The 13,979-nt window shown below is 73.2% G+C and carries 10 protein-coding genes and 1 pseudogene; 5 read left to right on the top strand and 6 right to left on the bottom strand.

What is annotated here, in order from left to right; all coding sequences use genetic code 11:
* Positions 1-14 precede the first annotated feature (14 nt).
* From sbnB to ACH4OA_RS17255, 5 genes are all read right to left on the bottom strand, one after another.
* A complete protein-coding gene (gene sbnB, locus ACH4OA_RS17275; RefSeq protein WP_397939246.1) occupies positions 15-1,085 on the bottom strand; it encodes a 2,3-diaminopropionate biosynthesis protein SbnB in 1,071 nt (356 codons plus the stop codon).
* Positions 1,082-2,086, bottom strand: coding sequence for a TauD/TfdA family dioxygenase (locus ACH4OA_RS17270; protein WP_397969606.1), 1,005 nt, complete (start codon positions 2,084-2,086; stop codon positions 1,082-1,084). The genes sbnB and ACH4OA_RS17270 overlap by 4 nt, the downstream gene beginning before the upstream one ends.
* A gap of 45 nt (positions 2,087-2,131) precedes the next feature.
* The gene (locus ACH4OA_RS17265; RefSeq protein WP_397969604.1) at positions 2,132-5,401 is read right to left on the bottom strand and encodes an amino acid adenylation domain-containing protein; all 3,270 of its coding nucleotides are present in this window, start codon (positions 5,399-5,401) and stop codon (positions 2,132-2,134) included.
* A gap of 13 nt (positions 5,402-5,414) precedes the next feature.
* Complete coding sequence (locus ACH4OA_RS17260; RefSeq protein ID WP_397969602.1) at positions 5,415-8,000, bottom strand: Pls/PosA family non-ribosomal peptide synthetase; 2,586 nt, start codon at positions 7,998-8,000, stop codon at positions 5,415-5,417.
* A gap of 512 nt (positions 8,001-8,512) precedes the next feature.
* Positions 8,513-8,902 (bottom strand): hypothetical protein, encoded by a 390-nt coding sequence (locus ACH4OA_RS17255; RefSeq protein ID WP_397939251.1) that lies wholly within the window; start codon positions 8,900-8,902, stop codon positions 8,513-8,515.
* A 273-nt stretch (positions 8,903-9,175) separates the two neighbouring features.
* Between ACH4OA_RS17255 and ACH4OA_RS17250 the strand changes: the two genes are divergently transcribed.
* The gene (locus ACH4OA_RS17250) at positions 9,176-10,396 is read left to right on the top strand and encodes a PP2C family protein-serine/threonine phosphatase (RefSeq protein WP_365881933.1); all 1,221 of its coding nucleotides are present in this window, start codon (positions 9,176-9,178) and stop codon (positions 10,394-10,396) included.
* A 47-nt stretch (positions 10,397-10,443) separates the two neighbouring features.
* Positions 10,444-11,262, top strand: coding sequence for an SDR family NAD(P)-dependent oxidoreductase (locus ACH4OA_RS17245; protein WP_397969600.1), 819 nt, complete (start codon positions 10,444-10,446; stop codon positions 11,260-11,262).
* A 105-nt stretch (positions 11,263-11,367) separates the two neighbouring features.
* Here the strand turns inward: ACH4OA_RS17245 and ACH4OA_RS17240 are convergent, their stop codons facing one another.
* The gene (locus tag ACH4OA_RS17240) at positions 11,368-12,630 is read right to left on the bottom strand and encodes a cytochrome P450 (protein WP_397939256.1); all 1,263 of its coding nucleotides are present in this window, start codon (positions 12,628-12,630) and stop codon (positions 11,368-11,370) included.
* A 189-nt stretch (positions 12,631-12,819) separates the two neighbouring features.
* Between ACH4OA_RS17240 and ACH4OA_RS17235 the strand changes: the two genes are divergently transcribed.
* The 3 genes and pseudogenes from ACH4OA_RS17235 to ACH4OA_RS17225 form a co-directional block, all read left to right on the top strand.
* Complete coding sequence (locus tag ACH4OA_RS17235) at positions 12,820-13,014, top strand: DUF2795 domain-containing protein (protein ID WP_365883872.1); 195 nt, start codon at positions 12,820-12,822, stop codon at positions 13,012-13,014.
* A 226-nt stretch (positions 13,015-13,240) separates the two neighbouring features.
* Positions 13,241-13,828, top strand: coding sequence for a Vms1/Ankzf1 family peptidyl-tRNA hydrolase (locus ACH4OA_RS17230; RefSeq protein ID WP_397969599.1), 588 nt, complete (start codon positions 13,241-13,243; stop codon positions 13,826-13,828).
* 10 nt (positions 13,829-13,838) lie between these two features.
* Positions 13,839-13,979 (top strand): annotated as a pseudogene (locus ACH4OA_RS17225) (IS5/IS1182 family transposase); the annotation flags it as partial.

Below are 13,979 nucleotides of genomic sequence, written 5' to 3'. Positions count from 1 at the left end.
TGAGGGCATCTGCCTCAGCCGTACCGGCGCAGGTCGTGGAAGAAGTCGTCGATGACGCGGAGCTGTCCGGCCCGGGCCACCCGGTCGTAGACGTAACTGCCGACGGCCAGGTCCAGCACGCCCAGACCGAACGGCGAGAAGACCACCGGCCGGTCCCGGGGCGGCGCGATGCGGCCCTGGAGCACGTCGTCGAGGGTGCCGTCGAGGAAGTCGCGGTTGCCGGTGAGCTGTTCGGCCAGGTGCGGGGAGGTGTCCGCCTTCAGGCAGTGCTCGACGTCGTCCACGAAGTTGGCCGAGGCGAGCAGGACCTCCGGGGCGAGGTCGCGCAGCGACACGTGCAGCACCAGCGGGTTGTGGCCGAACCAGTCCGGGTCGCCGACGTGCGGCCGGCCGGCGACGGTGGCGAAGACCACCAGGTCGCTGGAGCGGATCAGCGCCTCCGCGCTGTCGTGGACGGTGACCGGTTCGGTGGCCCCGCTCTGCCGCAGGTAGCCGCAGAAACCCCCGGTGCTGGCGGCGGACACGTCGTGCACGCCGATCGCCTCGAAGGTCCAGCCGGTGCGGGCCAGGAAGGTGTGGATGTACCGGGCGATCAGGCCCGTGCCGCAGAACCCGACCCGGGTGGGCCGGGGCCGCCCGCGGCTGAGCCGGTCCGCGGCCAGCGCGGCGGACGCGGCGGTCCGGGTCGCGCTGATCACGGAACTCTCCAGGCAGGCGAACGGATAGCCCGTGTCGTGGTCGTTGAGGATGAGCACCGCGGAGGCCCGGGGCAGCCCGGTGGCCACGTTCTCCGGGAAACTGGAGATCCACTTCAGGCCGTCCACCCGGAGGGACCCGCCGATGGACGCCGGCAGCGCGATGATCCGGGCCGTGGGACGGTCGGGGAAACGCAGGAAGTACGACGGCGGGTTCACCGAGTCCCCGGCGCCGTGCAGCCGGTACGTCTCCTCCACCAGCTCCACGAGCTGTTTCTCGGCCCCTTCCAGCGCCTTCGTCACCTGTTCGCCGGAGATCACCGCGAAGGACGGCGCGGCGGGCGGGCCGGACCGGTCCGCCCGGCCGGTCCGGGGCAGCAGATCGGTCATCGTCCGCTCACCTCCTGGGCGGGGGAGCCGTCGGCCGGGCGGGCGGGCTCGGCCATGCCGACCACCACCAGCCGTTCGCCGGCGAAGGGCTCCCGGCTGTGCGCGGTGCGGATGTTGTCCACCAGCAGCAGGTCACCGGCCTGCCAGGGCTCGCGCCGGGTGTGCTCCTCGTAGGTGCCGTTCAGCAGCTCGACGACGTCCTCGCCGATCGGGCTGCCGTCGCCGTAGCGGGTGTTGAACGGCAGGCCGTCCGGGCCGTACTCGTCCACCAGGTACTCGCGGATCTCCGGGGCGAGCGTCCACTCGTTCAGGAAGGCGATCTGGTTGAACCAGCAGCGCCGGCCGGTGAGCGGGTGCCGCACGACCGCGCGGCGGCGCTGTTCGGTGCGCAGCGAGCCGTCGGTCTGCCAGGCGAAGTCGATGGCGTGGGCGCGGCAGTAGCGCTCGACCGCGGCGCGGTCGTCGGTGCCGAACGACTCGGCCAGGGACGCCCCGATCTCGTCGTTGTAGCTGCGGGTCAGCAGCCAGCCCTCCCGCTCGAAGCGCTCCGTCAGGCCGGCGGGCAGGGCCCGCAGGACCTCCTCGGCGTCGGCGACCGCCGTCGCCCCGCCCTCCTCGGGCGGGGTCAGGCACGCGAACAGCATCAGGCCGGGCACCTCCAGCCGGTAGCTCAGCTCGTGGTGCATGCACATCGGCTGGTTGGCCGGCCAGGGCGTGGCGGAGTACAGCCCCCCGCCGTGCGCCTCGCGCGGGGCGAACGCCTCCGTCTCCGGCATGAGCGGGCCCGCCAGGGTGGTGAAGACGGCGCCGGCCTGCTCCGTCCGGGCCAGGCCGAGGCCGCGCACCAGCAGCGCCCCGTGCTCGGTGACCTGGGCACGCACCGCCTCCCGGTGCTCGGCCGCCCAGCTCGCGGCGTCGCCTGGCGAAGCGACGCGCAGCATCGCTGGTCTGTCCGGCCGCAGCTCCACGTCGAGCGGTGCTGCCAGGGATGAGGACGGCATCTCGGTTTCCTTTCCGGTCGCCCGTCGGGTGGTGGCACGGGCCTTTCAGGTGGAGGCCAAGGGCACGGCCGCGCTCAGCACGGCCCGCGCCGCGCCGGCCGGGCGGGTGCGTGGGAAGTAGTGGCCGCCGTCGGCCAGTTCGTGCAGCTCGACCCGCTCGGCCAGCAGCAGCCAGTCCCGGTGGCGTTCGGCGTAGCCGGCGGTGTGCGGGTCGTCGGCGGCGACCACCACCGTCACCGGCGCGGACAGCCGCACCGGCGGCGGGGAGGCCAGGGCCGCCAGCAGATAGCGGTGTGCGGCCACGCAGTCGTGCCGGTAGGCGGCGCCGATGTGCTCGGCGTGCCGCTCGTTCAGCTCGGCCAGCTCCGGGTAGCCGCTGTCCTCGGCCAGCCGCGCCGCGATCTCCGCGTCGCCGCCGGCGGTCAGCGCGGCGAGGGCGGCGCCGCGCTCGTCGGCGGTGCCGAGCAGTTGCGCGCCGAGGAAGACCCGCGTCACCCGCACGCCCCGCTCCTGGAGCCGGCGGGCCGTCTCCAGGGCCGGCGCGGCGCCCGAGGAGTGGCCCCACAGCATGACCTGGTCCAGCCCGCGCGCGGTGATCTCCTCGGTGACCTGTCCGGCCACGTCCGCGATCGACGCGAACGGCTCCCGGTGGGCCGCCAGGTCGTGACCGGGCAGGTCCGCCGCGAGCACCGCCACACCGCTGCCGGCCAGCGCGTCCGCCAGCGGCCGGTAGTTGACCGCGTTGCCGCCCGCGTACGGGAAGCACACCAGCGCGCAGCCCGCGGCGCCGTCCGGGTCCGACAGGGTCTGGAGCAGCTCCGGGCGCCGCCGGCCGGCGCCGTCGAGCACGGCGGCCAGATCGGCCAGGACCGGGTGCCGGGTGATGTCCTTCAGCGACACCGCGCGGTCCAGCGCCACGCTCAGCCGGACGGCCGACAGCGAGGTGCCGCCGCAGTCGAAGAAGTGGTCCGTGCGGCCGATCCGTTCCTCGGGCACGCCCAGCACCTGCGCCCAGGCCGCCGCGAGCCGGCGTTCGGCCGGACCGAGCGCGTCCCGCTCCGCGCCGCCCGTCCCGGCGGCGACGGGCTGTCCGGCCCGCGCCTCCTGCTGCGCCCACGCGGTGAGCGCCTTGCGGTCGGTCTTGCCGTTGGCGGTCAGCGGCAGGCTCTGGCGCCAGTGGAAGGCCGACGGGACCATGTAGCCGGGCAGCGCCGCCGCCAGCGCCTCGCGCAGCGTCTCCGGCGCGACGCGCCGCCCGGTGTGGAAGGCGATCAGGTGCTTGTTCCCGCCGCCCAGCTCGGCCACGACCACCGCGCCGTCACGCACCCCGGCCACCCGCAGCAGGGTGTTCTCGATCTCGCCGATCTCGATGCGGAAGCCGCGGATCTTGACCTGGTTGTCCCGGCGGCCGAGGAACTCCAGCCGGCCGCCGGGGTGCCAGCGGCCCCGGTCGCCGCCCACGTACAGCCGCTCACCGGGCCGGTAGGGGTCCGTGCGGTAGCACTCACGGGTCCGCTCCGGATCGTTGACGTACCCGCGGCCCACACAGACACCGGAGAACGCGATCAGGCCGGGGGCGCCCAGGGGCACCAGCGACAACTGCTCGTCCACGACGTACACGCGCACGTTGGGCACCGCCCGGCCCAGCAGCACCCGCTCGGGCACGCCGGTCAGCAGCTCGTGGTTGGTGTCGTCGGAGGTCTCGGTCAGCCCGTAGGCGTTGAGCAGCCCGATGTCCGGCTGGAGCGCGAACCAGCGCTGCGCCAGCTCCCGCTTCAGCGCCTCACCGGTCACCGACACGCACCGCAGGTCCGGCAGCGCGCGGGGATGCTGCTCCAGGTACGCGACCACGACCTCCAGATAGGAGGGCACCACCTGGGCCACGGCGACCCGGCCGCGCACCAGCGTGTCCACGAACCGCTCCACGTCCACGATCACGTCCTGGCCCACCAGCAGCGTCCGCCCGCCGGTCAGCAGCGCGGACAGCAGTTGCCACAGCGAGATGTCGAAGCACTGCGGCGCCGTCTGCGCCACCACCGTGTCCTCGCCGATGCCCAGGTCGCCGATCTTGGCGTACAGGTGGTTGAGCAGACCCGCGTGCTCGCACATCGCGCCCTTCGGCTCGCCGGTGGAGCCGGAGGTGAAGTAGATGTAGGCCACCTGGCCGGCGTCGACCGGCACCCCGGGGTCGGTGTCCGCGTGCGGCTCCGCGTACGCCGTCTCCACCGGCAGCTTCCGTGCTCCCGGCACACCGGCCAGCGCCTCGTCCAGGCTCCCGGTGGTGTCCGACTCGGTGAGCACCAGCCGGCAGTCCGCCCGCGTCAGCATGGCCGCGATCCGGCCGGCCGGGAAGTGCGGTTCGACCGGCAGGTAGACACCGCCCGCCTTGAACACCGCCAGCGTCGCCGCCAGCCAGTCGAGACCGCGTTCGGCGACGACGGCGACCACGTCCTCCCGGCCCAGCCCGCGCGCCAGCAGCGCCCGCGCCAGCCGGTTGGCGCGCGCGTTCAGCTCCGCGTACGTCCACGCGCGGCTGCCGTGCACCGCGGCCACCGCGTCCGGACGCTCCCGTACCCGCCGCTCGAACAGCTCGTGGGCGCGCACGTCCGGCAGCGGCCGCTCCGCCCCGGCCAGCCCCTCCAACTGCTCGCGCACCTCCGCGGCCGACAGCAGGCTCTGCTGGGCGTGCCCGGCATCCGGACCGGCCGCCAGCAGCGCCAGCGCCCGCAGGTGGTAGCCGCCGATCCGCTCCGCCGCGTCGGCGTCCAGCACGTCCGTGCGGTACCGCAGGCGCAGCACCAGCCGCCCGCCCCGGTCGGACCAGCGCACCTGGAGCACACCGTCGTCGCCGTACGCCTCCTCGGCGCCCAGCGGTCCGAACACCACCTCGTACGGCGGCTCGGTCAGGCCCAGCTCCCGGCGCAGCCCGGCCACCGGGAACTCCCGGTGGGCCAGCACCGCCGCCTCGGCGCGCTCGGCGGCCGACACCAGCGCCCGCCAGGAGCCCGGCGGCACGGTCAGCCGGCACGGCAGCGGCTCGCCGCGCACACCGGCGGTGTAGCCCGTCACCACCTCCTGCTCGCCGCAGAGCGCGGCCAGCACCTTGGCGTGCACCGCCAGCAGCAGCGCGCTCAGCGGCAGTCCCGACCGGCGCACCACGGCGCGTACCGCGGTGGTCACGTCGTCCGGGACCCGCACCTCCTGCTCCAGCGTGCCCGGCACCGGCTCCCGCGCCCAGCGCGGCACGGTGGTCGCGCCGCCCGCGGTCAGCACACGGCTCCAGAACTCCCGGTCGGTTTCCACGCGCGTTCCCATCGGATGGCCTTCCTCACCTGGTGACAGCCGCAGCGGCGTCGGTCGTGTGCGGGGCGCGGCCCGCGCCGGCGGCCCGGCCGCCGGTCTCCGGCATGTCCACGGCCGGGTTGCCGCCCCACCGCGCGCCCGCCGGGACTTCCTCGCCCTTCATGAGGAAGGAGTCGGGCGCCAGCTCGGAGCCGTCGCCCATGGTCACGCCGTAGTGCACATGGGCGCCGACGCCCAGCGTGCAGCGGGCACCGAGCGTGATGCCGTCGGACTTGAAGGTGCCGTCCTCCTGCGAGTGGCACTGGATCTTGCTGCCGGCGTTGAGGGTGGTCTCGTCGCCGACGGCGGCCAGGGTCCGTTCGGTGACGAAGCAGCCGTCGTCGAACACCCGGCGGCCCATCCGCACGCCCAGCAGCCGCCACACCAGGCTCTTGAACGGGGTCCCGTTGAAGAGGTTCAGGTACTGCACCGGCACCTTCCACAGGCGCTCGTGCAGCCAGAACGTGCGGTCGTAGATGGAGCACAACTGGGGCCGCAGCGGGCGGAAGGAGGTCATGAAGCGCTCCACCAGGACGTAGTACGCGGTGGAGAACAGCAGCGTCAGCGCGAGATAGCCGGCGATCACCACATGGCCGAGCACGCCGTACAGGTCCACGGAGACGAGCGCGAACAGCGTCAGCAGGAACACGTGCAGCCAGCGCACGAACAGCATCCACGTCATCGACAGCAGGTTGTAGCGGTTCTTCGCGCCCAGGTGGCGGCGCAGTTCCTCGCCCGTGCGCAGATGGTCGAACCGGGCGTCGCGGTCCACCGAGCGGGGGATCTCGAAGCACGGCGAGCCGAGCAGCCCCACGCCCTGGCGCACCTCGCCGTCCAGCGGCACCATCACCTTCGTCGCCAGCAGGCAGTTGTCCCCGGTGCGGCCGCCCGCCGGGTAGGCGATGTTGTTGCCGAGGAAGTTGCGCGGCCCGATCGTCACCGGGGACAGCCGGAAGGACGTGGCCGAGTACTCGGCGTTCACCACCGACAGCCCGTCGGCCACCATCGTGCCGCTGCCGACGGTGACCAGGAACGGCGTCTCGTGCTGCACCTCGGTGCCGAAGTTGGAGCCGGTCTGCTCGACCTGCGACAGGTCGTAGCCGAGTCCGCGCAGGTAGTGCACGATGTACGAGCTGTCGCCGAACAGCCAGGCGAAGAACTTCACGTTGGTCATCCGGGCCGTCGCGCGGTGCAGCGTGTAGTGGAAGCCGTAGAGCGGATAGACCCGGCCGGGCCTGACCATCCGGCTCAGCAGCCGCGGGACCGTGTACAGGGCGAGCAGCCCCAGGACGAGGAACCCGCAGAACACGGTGAGCGAGACGGCCAGCGCGTCGGGGACCAGCTCGGCCCGGGTCAGCGCGGCCGTCTGCGGATCGAGCCGCTTGCCGATCGCCGGCACCTCGGTGAAGAGCATGTACAGCCCGCCGACGGCGAGCGGTATGTACAGGAAGAGCAGTTGCAGCAGCGTGAGCGTGCCGAACCAGGCCCGGCGCAGCGTGCCGCACCCGGCCGGCGGGACCCGTACGTAGTCGACGCCGCCGGGCTCCGCCGGGGAGCCGTGCCAGCGCTCGCCGTCCGGGACGCTCTGGCCGCGGTGCAGCGCGGAGGAGTGGCCCAGCTGGGCGCCGTCGCCCAGCGCGGTGTCGATGTCCAGGACGGTCTTCTCGCCGACGAACGCGTCCCGGCCGAGCGAGACGCGGCCGGTCTGGATACGGCCCGCGTGGGCGCGGTAGCCCAGGAAGAAGGAATCCTTGCGGATCACCGTCCCGGCGCCGATCGTCAGCAGGTCGGTGCAGACCGGCACCGACCGGGAAAGGATCGTGACGCCCTTTCCGATCCGGGCGCCGAGGGCCCGCAGATACAGCACATACAGCGGAGTGCCGGCGAGAAACACCATCGGATTCGCGTGCAGCAGCACCTTGACGAGCCAGAAACGCAGGTACGTCATTCCCCAGACGGGGAACTCGCGTTCTTTCCAGCGGCCGATGAGCACCCATTTCGCGAGGACCGGGAAGGCGCACAGCGCGAGGAATCCTATGCCGCCGAACAGCAGGGAACGCAGATAGACGTCGCCGAGTCCGGAACCCCGGGAGATCCACTCGTATCCGCCGGCCGTGACATACCCGGAGACCAGCGAGTAGACCAGGAAGGCCAGCAGCTGGAAAGCTCCGCACAGCCGGTGCGCCGACGCGCCGGCCCGGGGCACCGCGGCCGTCGCGACGGCCACCGGCTCCGCGGGCGGCCCGTCCGGACCGCTGGTGACGGGCCCGACCGGCGCGAGCGCCGCCGCGAGACCCCGGATCGTGGGATGCCGGTAGATGTCCCGTATGGAGGGCGAAGGCAGCTCCGGGATTTTCCTCAGCCGGGCGCAGAACTGCGCCATGACCAGGGAATTGGCACCCAGATCGGTGAAGAAGTGGCTGTCGGCCGGAACATGGTCGGCCTCCACGAGTTCGGCCAGTGCCGCCGCGAGTTTCCTTTCGGTCTCCCCTCGGTCCGGACCGGTCTCGCTCATGGTGACGGCGGGTTCGTCCGGCCCGGATATGGGGACCTCGGAGGACTGCTCCACCATTCCATCTCCTGAAGACATGTGGATCGCCAATGCCCGGCTGGATCCACTTCGATCGCGAACCGCCGATTTCAGTCTCGCCAGCCGGACGGCACCCTGCCACTCAACGCGGGCCCTCCCGCGCACCGGAAAGCGGCTCCGGCACCGTGTCCCGGGCTTTCCGGGCGGGCCGGGGCACACGCGGGTTCACTCGTTCGGCGGGCCACGAATGCGGGACGTCACCACGGAGGCACCGCTGAACGGAGTGGTTTCGCTCCTGCACGGAGTGGTTTCGCTGGACGGAGTGGTTTCGCTTCAGGACCGGAGGGTGGTTTCACTTCAGGACCGGAGTGAGGTGTCGCTTCAGGACCGGAGTGAGGGCACGAGGCCGGTCATGCGTCCCGGCAGGCCGCCTGCCGGATCCGGCAGGCGGCGCGGGAGCGAGCGCCGCGGGGCTGTCCGCCGCGCGGCCGGTGCGGCAGCCGCTCAGTCGCCCGCCGCGGAACCGTCCGGCACCCGGCCGGCGCGACGGCCGCTCAGTCGCCCGGCCGCACCGGCTCCTCGGGCGCGGCGACAAGGCTCGCCGCCGTCAGAGCGGCCCAGCCCAGAGCGCTGACGACCGCCCCGGCCCGGCGCAGCCGGCCGGGGAGCGCGGCGCCGAAGAGGACGGCGTCACCGACGTCCGAGGCGAGGCGCACGGCGGAGGCCGTGACGAGCGCCGGGCCCTGCGGAGCGAGGACCATCGCCAGACCGGTGGCGGCATCACGCCAGGCCAGCGGGCGCAGCACCGTCGCCGTGTGCCGGGCGACGTCGCCGTGCGCGTCCACCAGCCCCGTGGGACGGGCGAGCAATCCCGGACGGTACGCCGTCGCGATCCCGTAGACGAAGGTCACCGCTCCGAGTATCCGCAAGGGCCTGGTCCGCATCGCCGACACCTCCGCACGTCGCTTCTTCCGGTGCGCGATCACGACACGAGTACCCGTACCGGTGCGAGCCAGGCGGAAAGCCGCCGCTCATCCCGGAACCGGTTGGCAGCGGCGCTCCGGCGGCGGGTGACCGCGGGCGACCACTGGCCGCGCGGTGGCGTGCGCAAGGCGCGTCGTGCTGGGTAGACGGTAGGTCTGCCGCGCTGGGCAGACGGTAGGTCTGCCGTCCGGCCGGCGGCCGCCGGGACGTGGAGCCGAGGGGAGACCTGACAGGTGAGTGGTCCGGCAGAGGTGGGGCGCGCACTGACCGACCTCATGATGGCCAGCCATGTGGGGACGCTGGAGGAGCTGCCGCGGATGGTGGCCGACCGCCTGGAAGCGGTGGGCCTGCACGAGGTGTCGTTCTTCCTCGCCGACCTCCAGGGCAAGGTGCTGCGGGAGGTCACCGGCGGCGGCCTGGACGCCGGCGCGGGCGGCGCGGAACTGGCCGTCGACTCCACCCTGGCGGGACTCGCGTTCCAGCGGGTCGACCTGGTGGCCGAGCCGGACCGCGCCGGCGGGCGGCAGCGCTGCCGGTGGTGGCTGCCCATCACCGACGGCGTGGAACGCCTCGGCGTGCTGCGGGCGGACACCGAGGGGGACGACGGGACGACCCGGGACGCGCTGCGCGAGGTGGCGTCGATGGTCGCTCTGCTCGTGCTGAGCAAGCGGGCCTTCAGCGACTCCTACGCCCGGCTGGTGCGGACGGCCCCGATGAGCGTCAGCGCCGAGATGCAGTGGCACCTGACGCCGCCCTCGGCGTTCGCCGGCCGCGCCACCACCGTCGCCGCGCTGTCGGAGCCCGCCTACGACGTCGGCGGGGACGCCTTCGACTACGCGGTGGCCGACGGCGTGCTGCACCTGTCCGTGTTCGACGCGATGGGACACGACGCCCGGGCGGGCCTGACCGCGAACATGGCGGTCGCCGCCTGCCGCAACGCCCGTCGCCAGGGCGCCGGCCTCGTCGCCGTCTCCCAGGCGGTGGAGGACACCCTCATCGAGCAGTTCGGCACCACCCGCTACGTCACCGGCATCCTCGCCGACCTGGACATGAAGAGCGGCCGGCTCACCTGGATCAACCGGGGCCATCCCCTGCCGGTGCTCGTACGGGCAGGACGCTGGTCCCACGAGCTGGTGTGTCCGCCGGCCGGACCCATGGGCGTCGGCCTGAAACTGCCCGTGACCGTCTGCCAGGAGCAGCTGCAACCCGGTGACCGGCTCGTCCTCTACACGGACGGCGTCGTCGAGGCCCGCGACGCGCAGCGCCGGCAGTTCGGCCTGGAGCGCTTCGCCGAGTACCTCGTGCGCCACCACGCCGACTGTCTCACCGTCCACGAGACGCTGCGGCGGCTGATGCACGCCGTACTCGGCCACCACGACGGGCACGTCGAGGACGACGCCACCGTCCTGCTCGCCGAATGGCGCGACCCGGACCAGGAAGTCCTCACGCCCTGAGCGCCTCGCCGAGGCGTGGCACAGGGCGCGGCGGTTACCCGTTCGCCATGACTGACACACGGCCACTCGCCTTGATCACCGGTGCGTCCAGCGGAATCGGCTATGAACTGGCCCGGCAGTTCGCGCTGCACGGCTACGACCTCGTGGTGAACGCCGAGGACGAACGGCTGGAGTCCGCCGCCCAGAACCTGCGGGAGACGGGAGCGGAGGTCCGCGCGGTGCGGGCCGACCTCCGCGCCGCCGAGGGACGGTTCCGGCTGCTGGACGCGCTCGACGGCCTGACGCTCGACGCCGCCGTCCTCAACGCGGGGGTGGGCCGGGGCGGTGCCTTCGTGGACACCGACCTCGCCGACGACCAGGAGGTCATCGACCTCAATGTCACCGCGACCGTACGGCTGGCCAAGACGCTGCTGCGGGCCATGGTGACGCGCGGCGCGGGCCGGCTGGCCTTCACCTCGTCCGTCGCCTCGACGATGCCCGGTTCCTTCCAGCCGGTGTACAACGCCTCCAAGGCGTTCGTGCAGTCCTTCGCCGAGGCCCTGGCGGAGGAGGTGAAGGACACCGGCGTGACGGTCACCGCCTTCATGCCGGGCCCCACGGACACGGACTTCTTCCGCCGGGCGGGCATGGCGGACGACACCCGCATGGGCACGATGAAGAAGGACGATCCCGCGCAGGTGGCCGAGCAGGCGTACGAGGCGATCGTGAAGGGCGAGACAAAGGCCGTGACCGGGTCGTTGAAGACCAAGGCGCAGGGCCTGGCCGGGAAGGTGCTGCCCGACGCGGTCAAGGCGGCGGCCCACCGGCGGTTGGCGGAACCGGGCACCGGGGAGCCGGGGGCCGACGCTTCCGAGCAGCGGGATTGAGGCGGGGGGCGCCTGCGTCGCCGTAGCGCCCGGCTGTCGAGGAGGTCCGCCCCGCCCGGCGGCCGGGGCGGGGCGGGGCAGGGTGGGGCGGACAGGGGGGTGGGTTCACACGGTCGTGAGCGTGCGCGCGCTCGGCACCCGCACGTCCCGTACGACGAAGCCGCTGCGCACCCGCGCCGGGATGCGCCGCAGGGAGATCCTGAGGTCCTGGTCGGGGACGGCGCAGTCGAGAGCGGCCAGGCGGAGCGCGAGGGCTTCGAGCAGCCCGATGGTCAGGCCCTCCCCGGGGCAGCGGTGACCGGTGCGCGGCTCACCACCGCCCTGCGGGATCAGCTCGTCCCGCTCGACCGCGTGCTCCAGGAACCGCTCCGGGCGGAAGACGTACGGGTCGCCCCACAGCTTCTCGTCGTGGTTCTGGCCGAAGACGTCGAGCAGCACCATCCCGCCGGCCGGCACCGACAGGCCCCGCCAGGACAGGTCGCGGACGGCGAGGCCGCCGAGGAACGGCGCGAACGGGTAGAAGCGGCGCACCTCGTGCACGAACGCGGCCGTGTAGGCCGTGTCACCGCGGCGAAGCCGCTCGCGCTGGTTCGGCTGAAGATGCAGCGCGTGCGCCGAGTAGGCGACGAACCAGCTGACCGCGACGGTGGGACGGACGACGTTCAGCAGCTCGACGGCGGCCGTGTGCGGGTGCAGCAGCTCGCCGCCCTCGCGGTGCTCGCACACAGCGGCGAGCACCGATCCGTCGGGGGCGGCGGTCCTGCCGGAGCGCACGTCCTCGACCAGCCGGGCGAAGCGCTGCTCCTGACGGCTCCGGGCGCGCCGCGCACGCCAGTGCCGTGGCCCTGCGGTGGCGAAGCCGTCGACCATGGCGATCAGGTCACGGGCGAGCTGCTCCTCCTCCGCGCTGCCTCCGTCGAGCGGCACGCCCGCCCAGCGGCACACCCCGCGGGTGAGCACCAGGGCGGCCGCGTCGAACAGGACGACCTGCTCGGCGCCGCTCCACTCCCGTACCGCCTCGTCCCACGCGGCGGTCACCTGCTCGACGAGGCCGGCGATCCGGTCGGGGTGCAGCAGCGGAAGGAAGAACTCCTTGCGGGCGCGGTGGGCGCCACCGTCGAGGGTGTGGACGGCGTCGTGGCCGAACAGGGTACTGAGCACGGGCTCGGGCAGGGCGCCGCCGCGGCACACGTGGTGCTCGTCGTAGAAGAAACGCACCGCTTCCGGCCCGCGCACGACGAGCGCGGGCTTGCCCATCACCCGGGTGCGCGCCACGCCGTCGGGGCGGTCGCGCAGCAGGCCGGGCAGCCAGGCGTAGCCCTGGACGAGAGCCGGCAGGGAACGGTCGATCAGGGGCGAGGTCGGCATCTCCATGACCTTTGAGTGCCCACGCCCGGCCCGGACACGCAGGGTGCACCTTGCTGCCCGGCCGCTGGCGACACCCTCGTCCGCTGCGTCGACGTGCGCGGTGTGGGGTGCTTGGTCACGATGTACGTGCCGGTGACCCGGCACGACGGATCCGGCCGAGCACGTCATCACGAGAGCAAGGAGACCGCCATGGCGAGTATCAGTCCGATCGACCTGCAGAAGGCGCTCAAGGGTGCCGACTACCCGGCCCGCCGCGACGACCTCATCGCGCTCGCCAAGGACAACGGCGCGGACGACACCCTCGTCCAGAAGATCGCCGACGCACCCGAGGACGCGTTCGACGGCCCCAACGACGTGCAGAAGGCGGTCTTCCAGAACGAGTAGCCGGAGCCGTGCCGCCCGCGGACGGTGAACACGGCGACGGCGCGGTCGCCGGCCGCACGCGGGCGGCCGGCGGTCCCGTCGCACACCCGGGCGGCTGACGGTCCCGTCCCACACCGGGCGGCCGGTGGTTCCGTCCCGCACCCGGGCGGCCTGCCGGCCCGCGGTCCCGTGTCCTCCGGCGTCCTCTGGGCACTCGGCCGGGACCCGGTACGTATGAGGAGGAACCGTGCAGCTGTCATTCCTTGAACCACTTCTCGACCGGCACGGTCCGTGGGCCACCGTCTACTTCGGCCCGGGGCAGAACGACGAGTCGGGCGCCAAACGGCGTGAGCTGGCCGTACGGGACGTCTGCCGGACGCTGGAGGAAGAGGGCGCGGACACGGCGACCGTCCAGGCAGTGCGCGAGGCCCTGACGGCGATCACGCCCCGGGAGGACCCCGCGGGCCGGGTCGTCTTCGCCGCCGGAGGCGACGTGGTGCTCGGCTGCCGCCTCTCCCGGCCGCCGCAGAGCCCGATCGTCTGCTGGGCGCCGCTGCCACGCCTGACGCCGCTGCTGGAACTGGCCGGGCAGGACCCGCTCTGCCTGGTGGCGTACATCGACCGGACCGGCGCCGACTTCCAACTCCGGGGCGCCACCGGGCCGCAGGACGCCGGGCACGTCGAGGGACGGCAGAGCCCGGTCCACCGCACGGCCTCCGCCGACTGGTCCGAGCGGCACTTCCAGCTGAAGGTCGAGAACACTTGGGAGCACAACGCAGGCGAGATCGTCGAAGCTCTCGGCGCGGCTTACAGGTCATCTCATTTGGTTCGGTAGGCTGCCGGCCGTGGCAGGGATAGTTGAGCGGCTGGTGCCGGATGAGCTGTGGGAGCTGTTCCAGCGGGTGGTGCCGGAGGCCCCGTCGCGACCGCAGGGCGGTGGCCGGCGCCGGCACGGTGACCGCGAGGTGCTGGCCGCGATCGTGTTC

The organism is Streptomyces sp. NPDC017095 (assembly GCF_044332325.1).
Classification (GTDB): Bacteria; Actinomycetota; Actinomycetes; order Streptomycetales; family Streptomycetaceae; genus Streptomyces.
The sequence above is the reverse complement of the archived record's forward strand: the minus strand, read 5'-3'. Positions and strand labels throughout refer to the sequence as shown.

Coding starts and splice junctions, on each gene's coding strand:
- sbnB (WP_397939246.1), bottom strand. CDS start 1,085: ATGACCGATCTGCTGCCCCGGACCGGCCGGGCGGACCGGTCCGGCCCG.
- ACH4OA_RS17270 (WP_397969606.1), bottom strand. CDS start 2,086: ATGCCGTCCTCATCCCTGGCAGCACCGCTCGACGTGGAGCTGCGGCCG.
- ACH4OA_RS17265 (WP_397969604.1), bottom strand. CDS start 5,401: ATGGGAACGCGCGTGGAAACCGACCGGGAGTTCTGGAGCCGTGTGCTG.
- ACH4OA_RS17260 (WP_397969602.1), bottom strand. CDS start 8,000: ATGGTGGAGCAGTCCTCCGAGGTCCCCATATCCGGGCCGGACGAACCC.
- ACH4OA_RS17255 (WP_397939251.1), bottom strand. CDS start 8,902: ATGCGGACCAGGCCCTTGCGGATACTCGGAGCGGTGACCTTCGTCTAC.
- ACH4OA_RS17245 (WP_397969600.1), top strand. CDS start 10,444: ATGACTGACACACGGCCACTCGCCTTGATCACCGGTGCGTCCAGCGGA.
- ACH4OA_RS17240 (WP_397939256.1), bottom strand. CDS start 12,630: ATGCCGACCTCGCCCCTGATCGACCGTTCCCTGCCGGCTCTCGTCCAG.
- ACH4OA_RS17235 (WP_365883872.1), top strand. CDS start 12,820: ATGGCGAGTATCAGTCCGATCGACCTGCAGAAGGCGCTCAAGGGTGCC.